Source organism: Streptomyces sp. NPDC019890 (assembly GCF_044903445.1).
Classification (GTDB): domain Bacteria; phylum Actinomycetota; class Actinomycetes; order Streptomycetales; family Streptomycetaceae; genus Streptomyces.
Genome location: NZ_JBJDQK010000013.1, coordinates 85,444 through 107,574, shown reverse-complemented (window position 1 = coordinate 107,574; position 22,131 = coordinate 85,444). Strand labels below are relative to the sequence as shown.

Below are 22,131 nucleotides of genomic sequence, written 5' to 3'. Positions count from 1 at the left end.
CCCGTCATGAATGACCATGAGAAAGCCCAGTTCGTCCTTGGCGTCTACTTCCGGACGCAGGCAGCCATCGAGAAGTACATGGGTGCCGAACGGCTTCCGGAGTGGACCGAATACATGGCCGGCATCACGGCCGAATCCACCAGGAAAAGGCTCCCCGACGCCTCCGATCAGCGCCGCAGCCTCCTCGACGGCCTGGCGAGCATGCTCGAGGTGTACGGCTCCGAGTACACCACCACGGAGGCGGACGGAGTCCGGCACCTCAAGGTCGAGCGCTGCGGCATCTACGACTACCGCGAGCGGGTCCAGCAGCAGGGAGTCGAGCTGACCCTCAAGCGGCCTTGTGAGTTCTGCGTCGACTTCCGCTACCGGACGGCCCGTGAGCTGGACGCGGCCCTTTCCCACCAACTCGCGGAGCGCGGCTGCAGCTGGACGTGCCGGACCGACACCGGCGCGACTGAGGACTGACCTGCCGTGCGGCGGCCCTGTCGCCGTGACCGGGCCGCACCCGTGCCTGGGGCACGCCGGACGACGCAACACCCAATGGACGAAGGAGCAACGCATGTGTGGAATCGCCGGCTGGGCCGACTGGGAACGTGATCTCACGCTGGAAAAGGCCACGGTGGAGGCCATGACCCGGACCATGGCGTGCCGCGGTCCCGACGCCGCGGGCACCTGGCTCTCGCCCAGGGCAGGCATCGGCCATCGGCGGCTGTCCGTCATCGACCTCGATGGCGGCACCCAGCCGATGACGAGCCGGGAAGAGCGGGGCACCGTGGTGCTCAGCTACAGCGGGGAGGTGTACAACTTCCAGGAGCTGCGCGGTCGGCTCGCCGCCAAGGGGCATGTCTTCCGTACCGGATCCGACACCGAGGTGGTCCTGCACGCCTACCTGGAATGGGGTGCCGACCTGGCCCGGCACCTCAACGGCATGTTCGCCTTCGCGCTCTGGGACGAGCGCTCCGAAGAACTGGTTCTCGTACGCGACCGCCTCGGCGTGAAGCCGCTGTACTACGCCGTCCTGGGCTCGGCCGTGCTCTTCGGGTCGGAGCCCAAGGCGATCCTGGCCAACCCGCTGTTCAAGGCCCGTGTCGATCTGGAGGGGCTCGCCGACCTGTTCGTCATGGCCGCCAAGAGGCCGGGCGACGCCGTCTACCGTGACATGCGCGAAGTGGCCCCGGGCACGGTGGTCCGGTGCGGCCGCGACGGGGTACGGACGCAGCGCTACTGGGAGTTGGAGGCGCGTCCGCACGGGGATGACCCGGACACCACGGTCGCCACCGTACGAGACCTGCTCGTCGACATCGTCGACCGCCAGCTGGTGACCGATGTGCCGATCTGCAGTCTGCTCTCCGGCGGCCTGGACTCCAGCCTGGTCACGGCGCTGGCCGCACGGCACCTCACGGCCCAGGGCCGCGGGAGGATCTCCACCTTCTCCGTCGACTTCGTCCAGCGGGAGCAGGAGTTCAGGGCCGACGCGCTCCACTCGAGCGCCGACGCCCCGTTCGCGAGGACGGCCGCGGAACACATCGGGACTGCGCACCAGGAGATCATCCTGGATGCCGGGGAGCTGTACGCGTGCCAGGAGGACGCGGTGGCGGCCCGTGACCTGCCCGGCATCGGAGACCTGGACGCCTCACTGCTCATGCTCTTCCGCGAGGTGCGCCGGCATTCCACAGTGGCGTTGTCGGGCGAGGCCGCCGACGAGGTGTTCGGCGGCTACCCCTGGTACGCGGCCGAAGCGGCCCGGCCCACGGACTCCTTCCCATGGGCCGCGGGGGCCGGCGACCGCAACGCCGTGCTCGCGCCCGATCTGCGGGGCAAGCTGGACCTCAACGCCTACGCTGCCGACCGCTACGCGGAGGCGGTACGGGAGACACCCGTCCTGCCGGGCGAGGACGCGCGGCAGCGCCGGATGCGCGAGGTGTTCTACCTGAATCTCACCCGGTTCCTGCCGTTCCTCCTGGACCGGAAGGACCGGATGAGCATGGCAGTCGGACTGGAGGTGCGGGTGCCCTTCTGCGACCACCGGCTGGTCGAGTACGCCTGGAACATCCCGTGGGCACAGCACTCCGCCGGCGGGATACAGAAGAGCGTCCTGCGCAGGGCGGCCGTGGGCCTGGTACCGGACGCCATTGTCAATCGTCCGAAGAGTGCATTCCCCTCCGGGGTCGGTGCCGCCTATCTGACGGCGACGCGGGAGAAGGCCCGCGCGCTGCTGGACGATGCCTCGTCGCCCGTGCTGGAACTTGTCGACGCGACCGCCGTCGCCGGCATGGTGCGCGCGGCCGAGGGCTCGGGGTCCTTCAGCCCGCCTCCCATGATGCCCCGGATCCTTCAACTCGACGCCTGGCTGCGGCGCTACCGGATCGACGTGGTCCTGTGACGCGGGCGGCACGGTGGACGATCCGCGGGTACGCGAGAGCCAATACGCCCCGGTTTCACGGGTCACGGTGTGGGGCGAGCCGGGCCCCTGTCTCGAGGAGCGCCCGGTGAGCATCCGTACGGCGGCCGTGGTGGGGACCGGCCTGATCGGCACATCCGTGGCACTCGCGCTGACCCGGGGCGGGATCCGGGTGCACCTCATCGACACCGACCCCTCGGCGGCCCGGACGGCTGCGGCACTGGGGGCCGGAACCCTGGCACCGCCCCGGGCACCGGTGGACCTGGCGGTGCTCGCTGTGCCGCCCAGCCAGGTCGCACCGGTATTCGCCGACAGGCAGCGGGCCGGGCTGGCCCTCAGCTACACGGATGTCGCCGGGGTGAAACGGGCGCCCGAACGCGCCTTCGCTGTCGGCGGGGTGGACACCTCTGCCTTCATCGGAGGTCATCCACTGGCGGGCCGGGAGCGGTCCGGCCCGCTCGGCGCCCATGCCGGCCTCTTCCAGGACCGGACATGGGTGCTCACGCCCACACCGGACACCGGTCCCGAGACACTCAACCGGGCGCTGTCACTGGTCGCCGCGTGCGGGGCGGTGCCGATGGTCATGGACAGCCCGCTCCACGACCGGCTCGTCGCCCTGGTCTCCCACGTTCCGCATGTGGTGGCCGCGCTGATGGCGGCACGTCTGGCGCACGCCCCGGACGTGGCCGCCCGCCTCGCGGGTCCGGAACTGCGGGACGTGACGCGGATCGCGGCCTCGGACCCCGGCCTGTGGTCAGACATCCTCGCGGAGAACTCGGCCGAGGTGGCCGACGTACTCGACGCGCTGGCGGCGGACCTGTCGCAGACCATCGGGGCTCTGCGCGGGCTGTCATCCGCCGCCCGCGGCGACGCGAAGGCGGCCGACATGGCGCGGCTGACCGACCTGCTGTCCCGCGGGGTGACCGGACAGGCCCGGGTACCGGGAACGGACGCCCGCGCCCAGGCCGGTTCCGTGCCCGTTTCGGTGGCCTTCGGCGACGAACCGGGGGCCCTGGCCGAGCTCCTCGCCAGGGTCGGTGAGCTGGCCGGACCCGTGGGGCGGGTGACGACCGAATACCCCGTCGGCCGACCGGGCGGACTGGCCCGTTTCATGGTGGCTCCCGTCCGGGCCCGGGATCTCGTTCACCGGCTGAACGAGGAAGGCTGGATGGTGCACTCCGCCGGGCGCAGGCGGCGGTCACAGAACGGCCGGCCGGTGCGGCACGGCGCGCAGACCGGTGGCGCCCCCGTACCCGTCGGCCCTCCCGGGGGCCGTGACCGGGCTGTACGGTAGTCATGGTTTCAAGGATTTCAAACAAGCGAACCACGGAGCTTCGGTGCGCTCACTCAGCCATCCCGCCCGCGAGGACATCCAACTCCCCGCCGTCTTCCACGCGCTCAGCGATCCCGCGCGACTGCGGATCGTCTGGGACCTGGCCAATGGTCAGGAGCGCAATTGCAGCAAGCTCAACTCCCAGCTGGCTAAGTCCACGCTCTCCCACCACTTCAAGGTGCTCCGCGAGTCCGGGCTCACCCACACCCGGGTGGACGGCACCTGGAGGTTCATCTCCCTGCGGCTGGACGATCTCGAAGCCCGGTTCCCCGGCCTCTTCGACTCGGTCTTCCGGAGTATGGCCCGTGACAACACCCTCGCACTGCCGTCCGCCGAGCCGGGTGAAGCACAGACGGCCGGGTAGCCGCCCGGCCGTCAGCGCCCGCGGCAGGCGGTGAGTTCCGTCGGGTGCCGGTCCGACGCATCGAGCGGGTCGGGCCTCACCGGATGGTCACGAAGCGCGTGTCGGGCGGAGGCGACGAAGGAGTCCGCAATCCTTGCGTGGACGCCCGGCGCCACCGCGAGCGTCACCGGCAGCGGCCGGGCCGGCTCGGGAAGGGTTCCGGGTCGTATGGGCGACAGGCCCCACAGCGCCTCGGCACCTGCGAAGAGGAGGCTGACTCCGAGCCCGGATCTGTTCGCCGCGACCACCCCTTCCAGCCCGACTCCCTCGTACGTGGTCCGCCGGGGCACGCATCCCGCTTCGAGGGCTTCTTCGGTCAGCCGGCGCAGCGGACACGGCTCGGCGACGACGGCGACCGGGAGCGAATCGGCGGCCAGTGCGGCCTGCTCTCCGAACCAGGCGCACTCCAGATGCCCGATCGAGCGGTCCTGTGCCGTACGGGGTGGCTGCAGCAGCATTGCCATGTCGGCCGCGCCGCTCGCGACCTGCTCGGCCAGCCGGCCGCTCTCACCGGTGCGGACGGTGAGCATCGACTGCGGATGTCGTTCCGACAACTCCGAGAGAAGCACGGGCAGGATGCCGGCCAGGGTGTCGCACACGCCGATGACCAGGCGCCGTCCGGTGCGCGCGGGCGACAACTGACCGACCAGTTCGTCGTTGAGACGTACCAGCCGTCGTGCGTACTGCAGTAACTCCTCCCCGCTGCGGCTCAGTCGCAGGCTGCGGCCGGTCTGATGGAAGACCGAGCCGCCGATCAACCCTTCAAGCCGACGCACATGCTGGCTGACGGCCGGCTGTGACATGTGGAGGTTTTCCGCCGCCCGGCGGAAGCCGCCGGTGTCCACGATCGTGACGAGAGTACGGAGCAGGCGGATGTCCAGATCGCGTCGCAAGGTGTCTCCAGGGGGTTCGGTACGACGGTCGGATACGCCGTCGCCGACGGACACCGTTCGTCACCGCGATCGCGGTGCCCCTCCCGGCGTTCCGGCGGTGACGGTCTGTCAACTTGTGAAGTATGTGAACTCCTGGCCTTCTGAACATGAGTTGATGTGCTCACTGGGACGCTAGGTCGAAAGGAGTGGCGATGTCAACGGACATAGAAGATGGGGCCGTTGACGGCTCCACACGAGTGTGGGAGCTTGAGGGAGCGAGTGGGACCGCGAGTGCGAACGCGGGCACGGGACTGCCCGGGAGAGGTATCGCAGTGGACGACGGAAGTGCGGCGGCAGGTCGGCAATCGCTCGCTGACAAGCTGAACCACCTGTTCCGGACGGTGGTGCCTGCGGGGCGTGGCCCCTTCAGCGTCGAAGAAGTGGCCAAGGCGATCACCGAGACCGGCGTGTCGATCTCAGGTAGCTACATCTGGCTGCTGCGCAAGGGGCAGCGGGACAATCCGACGCTGCGGCACCTCACGGCGCTGGCCAAGTTCTTCGGCGTACCTCCCGCCTACTTCTTCGACGACGAGGTGACGGCGGATGTCAACGCTGAGCTGGGGCTGCTCGTTGCGCTCAGGGACACCGGGGTGCAGATGGTCGCCCTGCGGGCGGCGGGGGTCTCTCCCAAGAGTCTCGCGTCGATCAAGGAGGTCATCGAGCGGGTCCGTGAACTGGAGGGGCTGTCGAACGACGAAACGGATCTTGGATAGCGTGTAGCGGTGAGCGCCGTGAGCCGACACCCCTCATGGCGGCCGTGACGTCATGAGGGGGAGTGGGTGAAGCTCAGAAGGATGTACCGGCGTTGCGAGGCACTGCTCCGCGACCTCGACATCCCGAATCCGTTCGACGTCCGGGTCCTCTGCGAGCGAGTGGCGGAAGACAGAGGACGGCCGATACACCTGGAGGCGGTCTCCTTGCCGGCGGACGGGCCCTGCGGCCTGTGGATCTCCACTTCGGCGACGGACTACATCTTCTTCGAGGAGCGCACCAGCCCGTTCCACCAAGAGCACATCATCGCTCATGAGCTGGGACATCTGCTGTGCGATCACGGCAAGCCGGCCGCGCAGAACGCGAACGCGTTACACGGCATGCTGTCCGCTCTCGATCCGCAGATGATCGGACGCGTACTGCACCGGAAGCACTACGCGCAGGCCGAGGAGCAGGAAGCAGAGATCTTCGCGTCCCTCATCCTCCAACGCGTCAGCCGCCGGCCCAGCGAACCCGTCCGGCGCGTGCCGTCCGACGCGGCGGGGGTCGTGGACAGACTCGACCGGTCGCTGCGCCACCAGCCTGCCGACCCGGACCGATGACCCTCCTGCATCCCCTGTGCGCGGTCACCGCCTGGCTGGCCCTGCTGTACAAGCTGAGCGGGTTGCGCCGGGCCCGGGCGGACACCGCGCTGATCGCGCTGTGCTGCGTGCTCGGCTTTTCCGCGGTCAGCTTCACTGTGTCGCTGCCGGTTGTCTGGGCGGCCGTCGACCGGCTGTCCGGTCTGCCCGGGGCCGCCTCGCTGGCCCTCCAGGCATCCGTGATGTCCCTCGCGGCCGGCCAGCAGGTGCTGCTGGCCTACTGGATGGAACCGCCGGAACGGGCCCGCCGCCGGGCGGCCAGACGCCTGCTGCTCACCGGCGCGGCGGTGGTGGGCATGTTCGTCCTGTTCCTGCTCACCGTGCTCAGCAGGAGCCCCTCGGCCGGCTTGCTCGTTCCGGCCTCCGAGCGTGGGTACTCCGCGGCGTACTCCCTGCTCTACAACACGGTCTACGGCATCGTCGAAACCGAGGTCTGCTTCCTTTGCTGGCAGTACGCCAGGGTCTCCCACCTGTGGCTGCGCTGTGGCCTGCTCACCACGGCAGTCGGCGCGGTGCTCACCTTGTCCTACAGCGCGGTGGGAGCCGCCGACGCCATCGCGCGGTGTGCGCACCTGCCCCCGCCCGGCTGGGGCCAACTGGCGTGGACCTGCGGCGACATCGGGTCGCTGCTGAAGCTCCTGGGCTGGACCCTGCCGGGGTGGGGCCCACAGGCGTACGGCGTCACGGAGTGCCTGAGAAAGCACCGGCGGTACCGCAGGCTCCGCCCGCTGTGGCTCGCGCTGTACCAGGCGATGCCGGCGATCGCGCTCCGTTCCCACATCTCCTGGCTGGCCAAGGTGTTCGGCGCGCCGGGTCTGGATTTCCGGCTGTACCGACGGGTGATCGAGATCAGGGACGGGCAACTGGCGTTGCGGGACCGGGTAGTACCTGGCGTGACCGGCGCGGCGGTGAAGCGGGGACTTGCAGCCGGACTGCGGGGAGACGATCTCCAGGCGGTCGTGCAGGCCGCGCAGCTCGCCTCCGCCCTGCGGGCGCGGGAGAACGGACGTCAACCGGGCACTGACGGGATGGTCGAGGGGCCGGTCAGGGTAACTCTGGCCGACGAGATTGCCTGGCTGATGAAGGTCTCGGAGGCGTTCGCGCACTCCCCGATCGTCGGCGAGGCCCTCCGGGACGCTGCCCTTGCCCGGCACGTGCCGGCGGACGAGCCAGGAACGGACGCTTCGCGCGGGACCGACCGATCCGCGACCGGATCGTGCGGGCCGCGCTGAAGATCCACCCACTCGGGTCACCGCTCGCAGTCCGCCGTCCCGTCCGCCCCACAGACAGCGGTACGCCGCACCAACACCAAACGATTTTGGCCGGATTGGTCGTCTGACGGGTGTTCGAATCCGGCGATACTCAGGGCTGGGCAATCCGTCCCAATCCCCACGTCCGGAGGCTGCTGATGCCCCAGACCAGTGTTTCCACCACCGCCGTGCTCGACGCCTGGCTGTCGGGCGCCGAGAGCGCGTACGGCCAGACCAACCCCGCCGGGCCCCTCTACGTCGGCGGCGCCGCCGCCGAGGCTGCACTCACCGACCCGAGCGACTCCCTCTACGGCTTCTGTTCCAGCCCGAGCGGGTCGCACGGCAGCTGGTGCTGCTGATCGCCTGCGGCGCCATTAGGTAGGAGCGTGGGGAACTGCGTGCCGGGCCACGATGCGTCCGCACCCGGGAACGCGCAGTTCCCCGCGCCACTTTGGGCGCCCCGGAGGGGCGCGAACGTGCGGCGGAATGGGGAGGGTGGACGGTGAGCGGATCGGCGCCGGAAAAGAGGGACGAGGCGGAATGGTTCGCCCAACCCGTACGAACCATCGCCCGCCCGTGGCGGGAAGAGCTGGCCCGGCGGCTGGCCGCCGTGGACGCCCTGGGCCGGGAGGAACGCGAGGCGGTGCTGGAGGCCGGCCACACTGCCCTGCTCAAGTCCTTGCACGCGAAGCTGTCCCGCCTGTTCCTGATTGAACTGCACGCGCTGCGCATGGCAGCAGGCGGCGGGCGGGCCGCCCAGGGCGCAGCGGCCGGATCCGACACGAGGACATGGACGGCGTTCATCGAGCAGGCCGGTGAGGAGGGCTATCTCGACCGGCTGGCCGGCCGATATCCGAGCGCCGGCCCGCGGATCGCGTCGGTGGCGCGGCTCTCGGTGGCGGCGACGGCCGGTTTCGCGCAGCGGCTCGCCGCGGACCGCGAACTGCTGCGGCCGCTGCTGGGGGGACCCGCGGGGCAGATGCGAGCCGTCGCGTTCGGTGCGGGCGACACCCACCGGGGCGGCCTGACGGTCAGCCGGGTCGACTTCGCCGGCGGGAGCGTCATGTACAAGCCCCGGCCGTCCGAGGCCGACGTGGCTCTGGGCGCGCTGCTGGACGAGCTCTACGCGGACCTCCCCGGTGCCCCGGCGCCGGATGAGCGCATCCGGGTGCCGCGGACGCTGGCGCGCGAGGGCTACGGCTGGGCCGAGTTCGTCCGCCACCGCTACTGCGCGGACGACACCGAACTCGCCGCGTTCTACCGCAACGTCGGACACTGGCTGGCCGTCCTCCGCTTCACCGGCGGCACCGACATGCACGCCGAGAACATGATCGCCGCGGGCCCGGTGCCGGTGATCGTGGACGCCGAGACGCTCTTCGACGCCCCCGCGCCCTTCCCGCCCAGCGGCCGGGGCGACGCGGTGGACGTGGCGGCGGCGGCCATCCGCCGTACGGTGCTGCGTACCGGACTGTTGCCCGTACGCGGCACCGGCTTCGCGCTCGGCGGGGTGGACATCTCCGGGGTCGGGGCGCTGCCCGGCCAGCAGCCGCTGATCCCGAACCCGGTGATCGCGGACGGCGGCAGCGCGGCGGCCCGCTTCCAGGTGGACCTGGTGGCGATGCCCACCGCGGGCAACCACCCCAGCCCCACCCCGGTGCTGAGCACGTACTGGGACCGGATCCTGGCCGGCTTCCTCGAGATGACCGCGCACCTGCGCCGGCCCGGGGTCGACCCGTACCGGCTGCTGCGCCGCTTCGAAGGCGCCCAGGCGCGGCGGATCCTGCGGCCGACGCAGGCGTACGTCGACATCGGCCGGATGCTGTGGCACCCGGCGTCGTTGCACGACGAGGCGGCGGCACTCGAGCGGGCCCGGGACATCCTGCGGCGCAACGCCGAGGTGCTGCCCGGCGCGCCGACCGACCGCGCGGCCATCGACGGCGAGATCGCGGACCTACTGGCCGGCGACGTACCGATGTTCAGCTTCACCGTGGACGCGGCCGCCGTACGGACCACCGTCGAGGACTGGCGCACCACCGACCTGGCGCTGGAGGAGTCGGTGATCCAGGACGCGCTGGTGGGCGCGTACCTCAATGAGCGTTCGCTGCCCGAGCGGGTGCAGGCCGCCGCCCGCGACCCGCACGCCCGTGACCGGGAGCGGCGCCGCCGCGACCTGGCCGCGCAGATGGTACGGCGGCTGTGTGACGGGGCGGTGCGCGGCGAGGACGGTACGGTCACCTGGATCAGCCCTGTCTTCACCCCCGCTGGGTGGTCCATCAGGGTGCTGCCCGCCGACCTCTACACCGGGCAGGGCGGGGTGGCGCTGACGCTCGCGGAGTACGTGAGAGAGGTGCGGGCCGGGCGGGCGGACGAGGTGCCGGGTGTCGCCGAGACGTTCGAGGGGGCGCTGCGGGTGCTGGTCGGCACCGAGGACCGGACGCCGACGCCGTCACCCGGGGCGTTCAGCGGTGCCGCGTCGCAGGTGTGGACGTGGATGGCGCTGCACCGGGTGCTCGGTGAGGACTGGCTGCTGGAGCGGGCCGCCGAAAGGGCCCTGCTGCTCGCGGAGGGCCGACTGGTCGAGGACGACGTCGAGGTGGACCTCCTCAACGGGGCGGCCGGCGGAGTGGTCCCTCTCCTCAACCTGGCCGCGGCGACCGGTCAGGACCGCTGGCTCGGCGCCGCCACGCACATCGGCCGTCGGCTGACCGCGCTGGCCACGGTCGACGCGAGCGGCGCCCGCTGGACGACCCGGCTCAACCCCGAGGGCATCGGCGGCTTCGCCCACGGCGCCACCGGGATCGGCTGGGCGCTGACCCGGCTCGCCCTCAGCGACGCGGGTTCCGCGGCCGAACGGAGCGGCTGGGCCCACCTCGCCGAGCGGGCCTTCGCCTACCAGGAGTCCCTCTACCAGCCCGAGCACGGCAACTGGCGCGATGTCCGCATCGGCGCGGAGGAGGACTTCTTCACCAGCTGGTGCCACGGCAGCGCGGGAGTCGGCATCGGCATGCTCGATCTCCACCGGCGCGCGGGCGATCCCGCCCACCTCGACATGGCCAACCGCGCAGCACGCGCCTGTGCCGCCGAGGGCTTCGGCTGGAGCCACACCCTGTGCCACGGCGATCTCGGCCTCTGGGAGTTCCTCACGTCCCTGAACTTCGGCGACCCCTCTGACCTCGACGCCGAAATCCTCACCGGCCTCGAACAACGTGGCCCGGTCGGCGGCCTGGCCCGCGAAGCGTTCTCCCCCAGCCTCATGTCCGGCCTCGCAGGAGTCCTTCACACCCTCCTGCGCATGCACCCCGCGGCCACCCTGCCCAATCCCCTGCTCCTCGACTGACGCCCGGGTCTGAAAACCGTGGTGGTAAGTGATCAGCCAGGGAAGAGGTTTCGGGCCGAAGGAGGTCGACTTCTGCGGCATGCGAGTGCCGCGTTCGGCCAAGCGGCGCACGTCGTCCTCCCTCGGTGGGGCAAGGAGCGCGAGGGTACCGGTGGTGGGGGCGTGCGTGAGGTCGGGCACGTAGCTGACCTGGTGAGCACCGGACGGATTGCGCCACACGCGATCGATGAACAGGTGGTGGAGGACTGCGGCGTCGAGAGAATGCCAGACCTTGGGATGTCCGGCCAGGGCAGCCCGCACCTCCCCCGTACGGGGCGCCGTGACGGACCAGCCGCGGCCTTCGCCGAGGAGGATCAGTTCACCGGGGCGCGGTTGCAGGTGCGTTCGGGGACAGACCTCCTCAACGGTGGCCACGGCAGCGGCGCGGGCGGCCGCCTCATGGGATGCCAGGTCCGGCAGGTGGCGGTGGATGGCCCCCAGGTGCAGTGGGTGGCGCCGGGTGTCGACGACCAGGGCCAGGATGCGGTCCCACGGTCCGGAGCGGCCGGCGAAGCGGCGGCGGTGTTTCAGCGCCGCTGCGTACCGGTGATGGCCGTCGGCGATGAGGGCGCTGCGGACGCCGAAGTCCGCCGCGATGACTCGCTGGTGGCCGACGTCGGCGCAGCGCCAGAGGCTGTGCCGGGTTCCGTCGGCTGCCTCGACGGTCGTGTCGGGGCGTCCTGTGGTGATCCGTGCCATGACCTCGTGGGCGTCGTCCGCGCCCTGGCAGGCCAGCAGGAGCGGCTCGGGGTTGCCACCGGCGAGGCGAATGATCCGGCGTTGCAGGGCCACTTTGTCGGCGATGACATGTTCGTGCGGCAGGATCGCCCGCTGCGACGTCGTCAGGTCGAGCGTGCCGATCACCCCGCGCTGGAGCAGCGCCGCGCCGCGGCGCTGCTCCAGGATGTAGAAGGCGGGTTCCTGGTCGCGAGCCAGGGCGTGCTGGGAACGGCGAATGCCGCGGAAGGGGTGCAGGCTGAGGCCGGTCGGCCTGCGGCGGTCGAGGATGCCCGCGGGGTGCAGTGTCTGCGCACTCATATGGTGTCCCAGGTCTTCCGTGCTCCCTTGTGCGGCTAGCCGCACAGCTTGGTGAAGCTCTCTTCGATGTGTGCCAGGACAGTGGCCACATGCGGCAGACTCAGCGGATCGTCGGATGCCAGAGCCTCCTCCTGCTGCTCGGCAGTGTCGCCGTAGAGCATGCTGGTGGCGGCCTTGAAGCGCAGGGCGCTCTCGTCGTCCCCGAGGTGGTGCCCGGCCAGGACCATCACGCCGTACGCGTCGAAGAGGTGGCGCTGGAGGCTGTCCGAATCGGTGATGCCGCGCAGGGCCAGGTGCTCGCGCAGCGGTTCGAAGTCGGGATAGACGTAGAAGCCCCCGGTGGGCGGGCGGCAGATGGCGCCCGCGTTGACCATGATGCGGTGAACGGCGCGGGCGAGGGCGCCGTGCAGGCGGGCACTGGCGCCGAGCCGTCGACGGATCTCGGGTGGTTCCGCGAAGGCGTAGGCGGCTACTTCCTGCATGGGGCCGGCGAGGGTCGACCAGACCTCGCTGGCGACGGAGATGACGCCGTCCCGGACGCCCTGGCCCCAGGGGCCCTCAGGGAAGCGGCAGACTCCGATGCGCCAGCCGCCGAGCGCGAGGGTCTTGGACAGCCCGTTGGTGACGATGGTGCGGTTGGGGGCGACTTCGGCGGGGCTGAGGAAGGGGGTGGTGGGGTCGTGCACGATGTCGCGGTAGATCTCGTCGGAGACGATGACGAGGTCCAGCTCCTCGGCGATGGCGCAGATCTCGCGTACGAGCACGGGTGGTGCCAGGGTGCCGGTGGGATTGTCCGGCAGCGTCAGGATGACGGTGCGCGGGTCGCCGCCGGTGGCTCGCGCGGCAATGACGGCATCGCGCAGGGCGCTCGGGTCGGGGATGCCTCCGCACTCCGCGGGGATCTGCACCGGGTACGCCTTCTTGCCGGCCAGGCGGGCCTGCGGGGCGTAGGAGTTCCAGGCGGGCCGGGGCAGGATCACATCGCCGGGCAGGACGTGCTGGAGTGCCATGAGCAGCGGTTTACTGCCCGGGCCGACGACGATCTGGTCGGCGTGGGTGGGCAGCTTGCGACGGCTGAAGTAGCCCGCGACGGCCTGCCGGACCTCGAGCCCGCCGGCCACGGGCCCATACGCGTTGCGTCGGGCGCCCCGTGCCAGCTGTTCGGTCAGCGGACCGAAGGCGGGCAGCCGTGATTCGCCGAAGCCGAGGTGTACGACGTGGTCTCCGGCCGCCCGGCGTTCGGCGACCAGTTGGTTGAGTGCCAGGTTGGGCGACGTTTTCCAGAGGGGAGCGTCAGGCATGGGCGAGCTCCTCGTCGAGCCAGGCTTCAGCCTCCAACTGCTCGGTGAGGGAGGGAAGTGCGCCCTGGACGGCGGTGGCGATGTCGGCGGGGACATCGTCTGCCAGTCGCAGTTCGTCCAGCCACGCGGCGGTTTCGGAGTAGTGCGCGCGGAAGGGCCGGCCGACGAGCTGGGGATTGCGGGCCTGGAGCATGCGCAGCTGGAAGAAGCGTCCCTCGGCGGTTTCCGTCACGCCGTCGACGATGACCTTGCCGGGGGTTGCGGACATGACGGGGCCGCGGACGGTGCGGGCCAGGCCGGGCAGGGTGCGGTAGGCGGTGTGGAAGATCTCGTGTGCACGGGCGAGGGGCACCCTGAAGTAGTCGTACGGGCCGGTGTCGCGCTCGACGAACATGTAGTACGGGACGGCTCCCGCGGCCAGTTCGGCGCGCCAGAGGCTGCTCCAGGCCTGCGGGTCGTCGTTCACATGAGCGACCAGGGGAGCCTGGCAGTAGGCGAGCGCGCCGGTGGAGCGGATGCGTGAGAGGGCGCGGCGGGCGATGTCGGTTTCCATCTCGCGCGGGTGGGTGAAGTGCATCATCACGGCGAGGTTGCGGCCGGATGCGACGACCTTTTCGAAGAGACGCAGGACGTCGTCGGCATCGTTGTCGGTGACGAAGCGCTGGGGCCAGTAGGCGACCGACTTGGTGCCGATGCGGATGGTGCTGACGGTGGGGACGTCGAGGATCGGTTCCAGGTGACTGCGCAGCCGGTCTGTGGACATGATCATCGGGTCGCCGCCGGTGACGAGGACATCGTCGACCTCGGGGTGCCGGCCGAGGTAGTCGACGAGACGGCTGGGCTCCGGGACGGCGAAACGCAGGTCGGCGTCGCCGACGAACTGGGCCCAGCGGAAGCAGTAGGTGCAATAGGAGTGGCAGGTCTGGCCCTGGCCAGGGAAGTACAGGACGGTTTCCCGGTACTTGTGCTGCAGGCCGGGTACCTCGTCGCCGTCGATGGTGGGGACGTTCAGCTGCTTCTGGCCCGAGGGATGCGGGTTGAGCCGGCCTCGGATCTGCTGGACGGCGAGTCGGAGGGCCTGCTTGGCGCTGGGGTCGCCCACGAGGGCAGCCAGACGCCGCTCGTCCTCCGCCTTCAGCATTCCGCTCTGCGGGAAGACCATCTGGAATATGGGGTCATGCGGAATGTTGTCCCAGTCGACGAGATTCGACAGGACGTACTCGTTGACGCGGAAGGGCAGGACGGCCGACAGGACTTGTATGGACCGGGCTATGTGTTTGGGGATTCCAAACCTGTCCGATATTTCGTCGACATGGCGTGGACCGTAGGCCCGGAACCGCTCTTTTTCCGGGATGGCAGGGACTGTCAAGGACATGCGGCTTCCTCCGGTTTCAAGGAAATTGAGCCAAGCAATTTCCTTGATCCTAGAAGGCGGCGGCCGGCCGGAACAGGGAGTTCGACGGCCGGCCGATAGGCGCTTTCAATGCCTGCATAGTTGCTGCGCAAGGCTGCGGGTGAAAGGGGATGCGTTCGCTGCGGGTCAGTTCTTCGGGGCCGTGGCGTCGATCTCTGCCAGCGCCCGCGGGGTCATGGTCCGCAGGAAGGGGACGAAGATGAGAAGAGTGGCGACGGTGAAGACCGCGAAGGCTGTGCGCATCCCGAACCATTCGGCGAGCAGGCCGACCAGGCCGGCACCGAGAGGCATTGCGCCCCAGCTGAAAAGCCGCGCGGCGGCGTTGTAGCGGCCGAGCATCCCGCTGGGGACGAGCCGCTGGCTGATGGTGCGGGAGTTGACGGTCCACAGGATGCCGCCCATGCCGCCCAGGAAGGCGCCGGTGGCGACGACCCAGAGACTGGTGGACAGTACGGGGGCGGCGACCATGGCAGCCGTGCCGATCAGATCGGCGAACATCGACCAGCGCCTGCCCAGCAGCCGGTTGACGGTGGTGACGGTGAGCGCGCCGATCAGACCCCCCGCGCCGAGTGCGCTGAGCAGGATGCCGTACTCGCGCGAGTCGAGATGCATCAGCGAGGTGGCGACCAGCGGCATGAGGGCGAGCCAGGCGCCCCAGCAGGCGGAGAGCACGGTCAGGGCGAGCGCCATCAGGCGCAGCAGGCGCTGCTGCCACAGGAAGCGGACGCCCTCGGCGATGCGCTCGTTGACGGAGCCGGTCGGCCGGGTGCCGTCGGTCCCCGGCTTGAATCGGCCGGCCAGGAAGACCAGGATCAGGGTGCCGATCAGGTAGCCGACGCCGGTCCAGCCCAGCGCCACACTGGCGCCCGCGGCGACCAGGAGCCCACCGACGAAGGGGCCGCAGAACTCGTTGCAGGCCGTTTCGGCGCCCGCCACCCAGGCGTTGGCGCGCTCCTGGCCGGCCGGGGCGACGGCGGACGGGACGAGGGTGGCGGCGCACGTCAGGGCGACGACCTCGGCGACGCCCAGGACAAGGCCTGCGATGTAGAGCGCGGGGATGGTCACGGAGTCCTGCAGGGCCAGGCTGAGCAAGGCCGCGATGACGAGCATGCGTGCGCCGTCGGCCAGCCACAGCAGCAGCCGGCGGTCGAAGCGGTCCACGAGGACGCCGACATGCAGGGCGACGAGCAGCCACGGAAGCGTGAGGGTGAGGCCGACGCCCGCCACCTGGGCGGGGGAGTGGGTCAGTTGGGTCGCCATCAGCGGCAGCACCACCTTGGTGACTCCGTCGGCCAGGTTGGTGATCGCGGTGAAGCCCACCAGAACCGCGGTGTTGCGGGTGCTGTGGTCGGCCGGCCCCGGCTGTTCCGTCTGCCGACCCGGTTCCTGGGACGTGACCTGCTCGTCCAGCACACCGTCCATGAGTAACCTCCTAAAGCTCTTTGGTGGTGAGTATGGCACTGGTAACCTGGCGGTACAGCAGGATTCAGACATGACCTATCAATGGCCTTGATAGGTGGAACACGATCTTCGATCCGGAAGGCGGCCTGCCGTGCTCAAGCCCTCTCCCGCCGCCGAGTTGGTCGAGGCGTTCACCAACACCATTGATCTGGAGAGCGGCGACGACGATGTGGCGACCCCCGGTGAGCTCGCGCGCTGGCTGGCCGGTCGCCGGCTGGCCGACGAATCGCTGCGGCTGACCACTGAGGAGCATCGGGCGTTCCACGATCTGCGTGCCGGAATCCGTGAGGCCCTTGACGTGGCTGACCCTGTGTCACCGCACCGGCTCGCCCTGGCCGATGCGGCGCTGGCCGAGGTTCCCGTCCTGGTCACGCTCAACCGGTCCACGTGGGGTGACCGGCCGCAGCCGCTGGTGCCGGCCCCCGGCCAGGCCCCGGCACAGGCGGCCCTCGCGTACCTGGCCATCGGTTGGACGGAGGTCGTCCTGACCGGCCAGATCCAGCGGCTCAAGCGGTGCGCCGAGCACACCTGCGGCTGGGTGTTCTGGGACTCGTCGAAGAACAACAGCCGGCGCTGGTGCTCGATGCGGGTGTGCGGCAACCGCACCAAGTCCCGGCGCTACGCCGCCCGCCGCCGGGACCCCGTCGACTGACCCGCCCGCACTTGGGGACCGGCGAAGCGTCAGCGCATGTTCGCGCAGATGCATCGACCGCGACCAATGGCAACCACCGGAATCTTGATGGGGTCATAGGCAATGTGGATCGCGATGCCTTCCCGAGGGATTCCGGATGGGGTCGGCGATACCCTCATAAGCCCTGGCTATGGCCTGACTCCCTGATTTTCTTGACCGTGCCTCAGGCACTCCAAATAACATGGCATCGCTGATTCATTTCACCGAATAGCGATTGCCGTCGGCGCGATCTCCGTGCCCGTTGTGACGGCGAATTCACCCACGCCAGAACAAGGAGTCCGGATGCCGGAACCACTTGCCGTTGTCACCGGCGGAACCAGGGGAATCGGACTGGCCCTGAGTCGCCGCCTGATCCGCATGGGTCACCGCGTCGTCGCCTTCTACGGATCCGACCGGGAAGCGGCCGAGAAGGCCGAGGCGAACAATGGCGGACAGCTGACCGCTCTGCGGGTCGACCTCTCGGACGCCCAGCAGGTCGCCGACGCCGCCGCCCGCGTACTGGCCGAGCACGGTACTCCCACGGTGCTGGTGAACAATGCCGGCCTCAACATCGACCGCCCGTTCCTGGAACTGACCGACGACGACTGGCGACGCGTCCTGGACACCAATCTGTCCGGGCCGTTCTGGCTCACCCGCGCCCTCGCCCCGGCCATGCTCGCCGCGGGTGGCGGATCGGTGGTCAACATCGGCGCCACCACCGGCATCCGGCCTCGCGTCGACGGCGCCAACTACTGCGCCAGCAAGGCGGGCCTGCTGCAGCTCACCAAGTGCCTCGCCCTGGAGCTCGCCCCGGCCATCCGGGTCAACTGCCTCATTCCGGGAATGATCGACACCGAGGAGCTACGGACCCGCTGGCGGCTGGACGACCCCGAGCGGATGGCCCAGACCCTGGACGAGATACCCACCCACCGCATGGGAACCACAGAAGACATCGCCGACGCACTCGAGTTCATCGTCGGCCCGGCCGCTTCCTACCTCAATGGTCAGAAACTGATCATTGACGGTGGGCAGTTCATGTGGTGAGCGCCGACATGCCCGAGCAGATCCTCAACCTCGCCCGTGCCGCGTTCGACGCCGCACCGCCCCTCGGAGACCTGGCGTACACCCGCTACTGCCGGGAACTGGCCGGCCACCTCACAGAGCGGTGGCACGAGATCCAGAGCGCAAACCAGGCCGACATCGCCCGCGCGCAGATGCGGGGCCTCCCGCCCACCCTCGTAGCCCGTCTTCGGCTGACCGACGAGCACCTCGAGGGCATGGTCGAGCTGACCGGCGCCGTCGAACGGGAACTGACCGCGGTCCTCGCCGGAACACCGGAAATCCCGGCCGGCGACTGGGGCACCCTGCGGCGCGTCCCCAAGCCGCTCGGTGTGGCTCTCATGATCTACGAGGCCCGGCCCACCGTGACCGTCGACGGTGCGCTGCTCCCGGTCGCCGTCGGCAACGCGGTGCTGCTGCGCGGCGGCAAGGAAAGCGCAGCCACGGACGCAGCCCTCGCCGAGGTCGTCAAATCCGCGCTGGCCGCGGCCGGCCTGCCCACCGGGCTCGTGACCGTCCTCGACGACCCCGACCGGTCGCTCATGAAGGGGATCCTTGCCCGCCCCGACCAGGTCGACGTTCTCATTCCGCGCGGCAGCCCCTCATTGATCGAATACTGCCGCACGGCGAGCTCCATCCCGCTCATCGCCAGCGGCGGCGGCGTCAACCACCTGTACGTGCACCGCACCGCCGACCTGGCGCTGGCCGCCCGCGTCACCCTGAACAGCAAGGTCCCCGAGCCCGCCGGATGCACCTCGGTGGAAATGGTCCTGGTCGACCAGGAGATCGCCGCGGACTACCTGGCGACCGTCCTGGCCGAGTGCGAGCGGCAGGACGCGCAGTTGACGGTGCGCCTGGATGCCTCCGTGAAGCAGCCCGCGGCACGCGACGACAGCCCCTGGCGCACCGAGACCCTCGAACCGCACGACCTGGGGCGGGAGTTCCTCGACCCAGTGATCGGCCTGCGGCCCGTCCCCGGCCTCGAAGCCGCCGCCGACCACATCCGCGCCTACGGCTCCCGCCACACCGAAGGCGTCCTCACCGAGGACCCTGCCGTCGCCCAGCAGTTCGCCCGGCAGGTCGACGCCGCCATGATCGTGGTCAACGGCTCGCTGCGGCTGCACGACGGTCCCAAGCTCGGCCTCGGCTCCGAAATCTCCATCGCCACCGGACGACTGCACGTACGCGGCCCGGTGACGCTGGGCGCCCTGGTGACCAGCACCTGGGTGGTCGAGGCCAACGGCGAACTGCGCGGCTGAACCGCCGCGGGACCGGGCGCAGCCCCGGTCCCCGACCCATCACTCCCACTGTCACGTGCTGCCCGCTGCCGCGGGCGCAATTCGACCTTCCTTGCGAGAGGCAGTCATGACAACAGTGCAACACTCCGACCGGGCCACCGTGGGCGACACCGTCAGGCGCGTTGTCGTCGCGGAGTCCCGGCTCTCCATCGACCCGGCCACCATTGCCGAGAGCGAACCGCTCGTCGGGGAGCTGCTGCGGGTGAACTCCCTCGGATTCGTCGGCATGCTCGTGCGGATCGAGGACGAGCTGGGAGTCACCCTCCCCGACGACCTCTTCGTCGGCCGCAACTTCCAGACCGTCGGCGACCTCATCGATGTCGTCGTCTCCGGTGCGGAGAACGCCCGATGACCGTCGAGCTTCCCACCAGCTGGCGCAGCACCCTGCCGTATCTGTCGGAACCCATGCCGCCGGACCTCACGCCCGAGTCCGCCGGTGGCACCGGAGTCGGCGTCAACCTGCCGATGGAGCTGGTACGGCAGAGCGTGCTCGAGCGCGAGTACTGGCAGATCCCGGCCGAAGTCCTCGACGCCTACCGGCAGTTCCGGCCCACCCCGATGTGGCGCGCCACCGGATTCGAACGCGCCATCGGCGCCCGGGTGCCGGTGTACATGAAGTACGAGGGCGGCAACATCTCCGGCAGCCACAAGCTCAACACCGCTCTCGCCCAGGCCTACTACTACAAGAAGGCCGGCGTGAAGGAGCTGGTCACCGGTACCGGAGCCGGCCAGTGGGGCACCGCCATGGCCGCCGCCTGCGCGCTGTTCGGGCTGCGCTGCCGGGTGTTCATGGTCGAGTCCAGCCTGCGCCGCAAGCCGTACCGCGGTGTGCTGATGCGCATGCTCGGTGCCGAGATCCACTCCAGCCCGAGCGGTCTGACCAGCGTTTCCGGCAAACGTGCCGACGGTGTGGGCAATAGCCTCGCGTTGGCGATCGGCGAGGCCGTCGAGTATGCGGCGACCCATGACGGGGTGGCCTTCTGCATCGGCAGCGGAGAGACGTACAGCATCCTCCACCAGTCGGTGATCGGCATCGAGTCCCAGGCACAACTCGCCGAGCTGGACGCCCAGGTCGACACGGTTGTGGGCGCGGTGGGCGCGGGATCCAACTTCGGCGGGATCGCACTGCCCTTCCACGCGGAGGCCAGGGCAACCGGCACGCAGGCCCCGCTGCTGGTGGCCGCCGAGTCGTCGACGGCGCCGAAGCTCACCCGAGGTGTCTACGCGTACGACAAGACCGACGCGACCGGTTCCGGCCCGCTGGAAGCGATGTACACCATCGGCAGCGACTATCCGATCCCGGACGCCCACTCGGCGGGTCTGCGCTTCCATGGAGCGGCGAAGATCATCTCCGCGATGCGGCACACGGGCGACCTGGCCGCGACCGCGGTCACCCAGCAAGAGGCCCTGGACGCCGGCCGGTTGCTGACCCGGCACGAGGCCGTACTGCCCGCTCCCGAATCCGGGCACGCACTGGCAGCGGCGGCCAAGCTCGCCACCTCGGGCGCGGACGGCATGCGGTCCGAGCGCGGCGTACTGGTGTGCGTCAGCGGCCACGGCTACCTCGACCTGGCGGCATACGAGCAGCTCCTCAATGAGGAGCTGGGCGACGAGGCGCCGAGCGAGCAGGCGCTGCTGAGCGCAGTCTCGGGCCTGAAGCCGGTCGGGCAGGGCGCCGGTCCGCTGCTCGTGGGAGGCCGGCGATGACCCCGGTCACCGAAGCGCAGGAGCGCAACCAGGCCGTCCCGTCCGTCCGCGCGGACATGCTCGACTGCGTCCAGTCCAACCTGGCCGTGCTCGCCGACCGGCATCACGGACCGGACACCCACCTGGCGCTCGGCGCGACCCTGCGGTTCAGGCCGCGGCCCGGCCCGGGCGGACTGCCCACCGTCGAGCCCGAGCTGGAGAGCCAGCTGGCCGGCGCGGAAGTCCTCGGACTGGTCGAGCACGGCCGCTGGAGCGGGGTGCCGGCGGCGGAGCTGGCGGAACTCGCCGACAGGCACGGACTGCTGTACGTCATGGCCGACACGTACGACATGCCGTGGCTGCCGTACCACCGGCAACGACACATGGAGCACAGCTATCTGGTAGCGCCCGCCGGCCGGCAGGCGCTGGTCACCGACGCGTACTACAGCCACACCCCGTGGGGAATCGCATCCCCCGGACAGTGGGTCATGGACTGGGACGATCTGCCCAAGTCCGCACTGGTGGTGCGATTCGACCCGGCGGACGCAGGGGCTCCCCTCGTCCGGCACGGCACCGACTTCGGCGACATCGACGGCTACGTCGCCGCCTATGCGGCCCACCCGGACCGGAGCGCCGCCCTGGAGCAGCTCACCACGGAGACCTGGCTGCTGGCCCGCTCCCGGCGGCTGCACGCGGCCTTCCTCGCGCGGCAGGGCAAGCCTGTCTGCGCGGAGACCGCCGCCCACCTCCAAAGGCTGGAACGCCTCGCGGAGCAGGCCTTCCTCGCACTGCGCCGGGTGCAGCGCGGGCGCGCGGAACCGGAGCGCCTCCTGCCTGACCTGGCCGAAGCCCTACGGGCCGACCGACACGTCTTCGCCGGCCAGGACGAGCTGCGCGAGACGGTGACCGCCACCGTCGCCGGGGTGCTGGGCGTCGATACGGCCGAGGTGCTGACCGCGCCCTCCCTGGCAGCGATCGCCGGCTTCAACTCTTTCCAGGTCGTCGAGATCGTCGAAGCGCTCGAGGAGCGACTCGCCGTCGAATTCGACCCCGAGGACCTGGTTCCGGAGAACCTCCACCAGCTCGACGACCTGTGCAGGCTCGCCGCCGCGGCCGCCGCCCCCTGAACACCATTCGACTCTTATCAGGAGCAATTG

The 22,131-nt window shown here is 70.2% G+C and carries 19 protein-coding genes and 1 pseudogene; 15 read left to right on the top strand and 5 right to left on the bottom strand.

Annotation, left to right across the window (positions count from 1 at the left end):
- Window positions 1-6: 6 nt before the first annotated feature.
- From ACI2LP_RS29085 to ACI2LP_RS29070, 4 genes are all read left to right on the top strand, one after another.
- Window positions 7-465 carry a hypothetical protein gene (locus tag ACI2LP_RS29085; protein WP_404727505.1) on the top strand — a complete coding sequence of 153 codons (459 nt, stop codon included), beginning with the start codon at window positions 7-9 and terminating at the stop codon, window positions 463-465.
- Window positions 466-559: 94 nt separating this feature from the next.
- The gene (gene asnB / locus ACI2LP_RS29080) at window positions 560-2,383 is read left to right on the top strand and encodes an asparagine synthase (glutamine-hydrolyzing) (protein ID WP_404727504.1); all 1,824 of its coding nucleotides are present in this window, start codon (window positions 560-562) and stop codon (window positions 2,381-2,383) included.
- Window positions 2,384-2,495: 112 nt separating this feature from the next.
- On the top strand, window positions 2,496-3,695 hold the full coding sequence (locus ACI2LP_RS29075; protein ID WP_404727559.1) for a prephenate dehydrogenase: 1,200 nt from the start codon (window positions 2,496-2,498) through the stop codon (window positions 3,693-3,695).
- Window positions 3,696-3,738: 43 nt separating this feature from the next.
- Window positions 3,739-4,098 (top strand): ArsR/SmtB family transcription factor, encoded by a 360-nt coding sequence (locus ACI2LP_RS29070; protein ID WP_404727503.1) that lies wholly within the window; start codon window positions 3,739-3,741, stop codon window positions 4,096-4,098.
- 11 nt (window positions 4,099-4,109) lie between these two features.
- On the opposite strand, the gene ACI2LP_RS29065 is transcribed toward ACI2LP_RS29070, so the two are convergent.
- On the bottom strand, window positions 4,110-5,030 hold the full coding sequence (locus ACI2LP_RS29065) for a LysR family transcriptional regulator (RefSeq protein ID WP_404727502.1): 921 nt from the start codon (window positions 5,028-5,030) through the stop codon (window positions 4,110-4,112).
- Window positions 5,031-5,341: 311 nt separating this feature from the next.
- On the opposite strand from ACI2LP_RS29065, the gene ACI2LP_RS29060 reads away from it, so the two are divergent.
- The 5 genes from ACI2LP_RS29060 (at window position 5,342) to ACI2LP_RS29040 (ending at window position 11,008) form a co-directional block, all read left to right on the top strand.
- On the top strand, window positions 5,342-5,782 hold the full coding sequence (locus tag ACI2LP_RS29060) for a helix-turn-helix domain-containing protein (RefSeq protein ID WP_404727501.1): 441 nt from the start codon (window positions 5,342-5,344) through the stop codon (window positions 5,780-5,782).
- Window positions 5,783-5,848: 66 nt separating this feature from the next.
- Complete coding sequence (locus ACI2LP_RS29055; protein ID WP_404727500.1) at window positions 5,849-6,382, top strand: ImmA/IrrE family metallo-endopeptidase; 534 nt, start codon at window positions 5,849-5,851, stop codon at window positions 6,380-6,382.
- Entirely contained in the window at window positions 6,379-7,653 is a 1,275-nt protein-coding gene (locus ACI2LP_RS29050) for an MAB_1171c family putative transporter (protein WP_404727499.1), read from the top strand. The genes ACI2LP_RS29055 and ACI2LP_RS29050 overlap by 4 nt, the downstream gene beginning before the upstream one ends.
- A 176-nt stretch (window positions 7,654-7,829) precedes the next feature.
- A complete protein-coding gene (locus tag ACI2LP_RS29045) occupies window positions 7,830-8,030 on the top strand; it encodes a DUF6229 family protein (RefSeq protein WP_404727498.1) in 201 nt (66 codons plus the stop codon).
- Window positions 8,031-8,173: 143 nt separating this feature from the next.
- The gene (locus ACI2LP_RS29040) at window positions 8,174-11,008 is read left to right on the top strand and encodes a type 2 lanthipeptide synthetase LanM family protein (RefSeq protein ID WP_404727497.1); all 2,835 of its coding nucleotides are present in this window, start codon (window positions 8,174-8,176) and stop codon (window positions 11,006-11,008) included.
- Window positions 11,009-11,317: 309 nt separating this feature from the next.
- Here ACI2LP_RS29040 and ACI2LP_RS29035 read toward each other — a convergent pair.
- From ACI2LP_RS29035 to ACI2LP_RS29020, 4 genes and pseudogenes are all read right to left on the bottom strand, one after another.
- A pseudogene (locus tag ACI2LP_RS29035) lies at window positions 11,318-12,085 on the bottom strand (DUF1015 family protein); the annotation flags it as partial.
- A gap of 35 nt (window positions 12,086-12,120) precedes the next feature.
- Window positions 12,121-13,386: a pyridoxal phosphate-dependent aminotransferase gene (locus tag ACI2LP_RS29030; protein WP_404727496.1), complete on the bottom strand. Its 1,266-nt coding sequence runs from the start codon at window positions 13,384-13,386 to the stop codon at window positions 12,121-12,123.
- Window positions 13,379-14,761, bottom strand: a complete 1,383-nt coding sequence (locus tag ACI2LP_RS29025; RefSeq protein WP_404727495.1) for a KamA family radical SAM protein — start codon at window positions 14,759-14,761, stop codon at window positions 13,379-13,381. The genes ACI2LP_RS29030 and ACI2LP_RS29025 overlap by 8 nt, the downstream gene beginning before the upstream one ends.
- Before the next feature lie 165 nt (window positions 14,762-14,926).
- Window positions 14,927-16,222 (bottom strand): MFS transporter, encoded by a 1,296-nt coding sequence (locus ACI2LP_RS29020; protein WP_404727494.1) that lies wholly within the window; start codon window positions 16,220-16,222, stop codon window positions 14,927-14,929.
- 130 nt (window positions 16,223-16,352) lie between these two features.
- Between ACI2LP_RS29020 and ACI2LP_RS29015 the strand changes: the two genes are divergently transcribed.
- The 6 genes from ACI2LP_RS29015 (at window position 16,353) to ACI2LP_RS28990 (ending at window position 22,101) form a co-directional block, all read left to right on the top strand.
- Window positions 16,353-16,913, top strand: coding sequence for a CGNR zinc finger domain-containing protein (locus tag ACI2LP_RS29015; RefSeq protein ID WP_404727493.1), 561 nt, complete (start codon window positions 16,353-16,355; stop codon window positions 16,911-16,913).
- Between the two features lie 321 nt (window positions 16,914-17,234).
- The gene (locus ACI2LP_RS29010) at window positions 17,235-17,975 is read left to right on the top strand and encodes an SDR family NAD(P)-dependent oxidoreductase (RefSeq protein WP_404727492.1); all 741 of its coding nucleotides are present in this window, start codon (window positions 17,235-17,237) and stop codon (window positions 17,973-17,975) included.
- Window positions 17,976-17,983: 8 nt separating this feature from the next.
- Entirely contained in the window at window positions 17,984-19,249 is a 1,266-nt protein-coding gene (locus tag ACI2LP_RS29005) for a glutamate-5-semialdehyde dehydrogenase (RefSeq protein WP_404727491.1), read from the top strand.
- 106 nt (window positions 19,250-19,355) lie between these two features.
- Complete coding sequence (locus ACI2LP_RS29000) at window positions 19,356-19,640, top strand: acyl carrier protein (RefSeq protein WP_404727490.1); 285 nt, start codon at window positions 19,356-19,358, stop codon at window positions 19,638-19,640.
- On the top strand, window positions 19,637-20,995 hold the full coding sequence (locus ACI2LP_RS28995; RefSeq protein WP_404727489.1) for a TrpB-like pyridoxal phosphate-dependent enzyme: 1,359 nt from the start codon (window positions 19,637-19,639) through the stop codon (window positions 20,993-20,995). The genes ACI2LP_RS29000 and ACI2LP_RS28995 overlap by 4 nt, the downstream gene beginning before the upstream one ends.
- Window positions 20,992-22,101, top strand: a complete 1,110-nt coding sequence (locus tag ACI2LP_RS28990; RefSeq protein ID WP_404727488.1) for an acyl carrier protein — start codon at window positions 20,992-20,994, stop codon at window positions 22,099-22,101. Before ACI2LP_RS28995 ends, ACI2LP_RS28990 begins: the two co-directional genes overlap by 4 nt.
- Window positions 22,102-22,131 lie beyond the last annotated feature (30 nt).

Coding starts and splice junctions, on each gene's coding strand:
- ACI2LP_RS29050 (WP_404727499.1), top strand. CDS start 6,379: ATGACCCTCCTGCATCCCCTGTGCGCGGTCACCGCCTGGCTGGCCCTG.
- ACI2LP_RS29045 (WP_404727498.1), top strand. CDS start 7,830: ATGCCCCAGACCAGTGTTTCCACCACCGCCGTGCTCGACGCCTGGCTG.
- ACI2LP_RS29085 (WP_404727505.1), top strand. CDS start 7: ATGAATGACCATGAGAAAGCCCAGTTCGTCCTTGGCGTCTACTTCCGG.
- ACI2LP_RS29030 (WP_404727496.1), bottom strand. CDS start 13,386: ATGCCTGACGCTCCCCTCTGGAAAACGTCGCCCAACCTGGCACTCAAC.
- ACI2LP_RS29020 (WP_404727494.1), bottom strand. CDS start 16,222: ATGGACGGTGTGCTGGACGAGCAGGTCACGTCCCAGGAACCGGGTCGG.
- ACI2LP_RS29005 (WP_404727491.1), top strand. CDS start 17,984: ATGCCCGAGCAGATCCTCAACCTCGCCCGTGCCGCGTTCGACGCCGCA.
- ACI2LP_RS29010 (WP_404727492.1), top strand. CDS start 17,235: ATGCCGGAACCACTTGCCGTTGTCACCGGCGGAACCAGGGGAATCGGA.
- ACI2LP_RS29000 (WP_404727490.1), top strand. CDS start 19,356: ATGACAACAGTGCAACACTCCGACCGGGCCACCGTGGGCGACACCGTC.
- asnB (WP_404727504.1), top strand. CDS start 560: ATGTGTGGAATCGCCGGCTGGGCCGACTGGGAACGTGATCTCACGCTG.
- ACI2LP_RS28995 (WP_404727489.1), top strand. CDS start 19,637: ATGACCGTCGAGCTTCCCACCAGCTGGCGCAGCACCCTGCCGTATCTG.
- ACI2LP_RS29025 (WP_404727495.1), bottom strand. CDS start 14,761: ATGTCCTTGACAGTCCCTGCCATCCCGGAAAAAGAGCGGTTCCGGGCC.
- ACI2LP_RS28990 (WP_404727488.1), top strand. CDS start 20,992: ATGACCCCGGTCACCGAAGCGCAGGAGCGCAACCAGGCCGTCCCGTCC.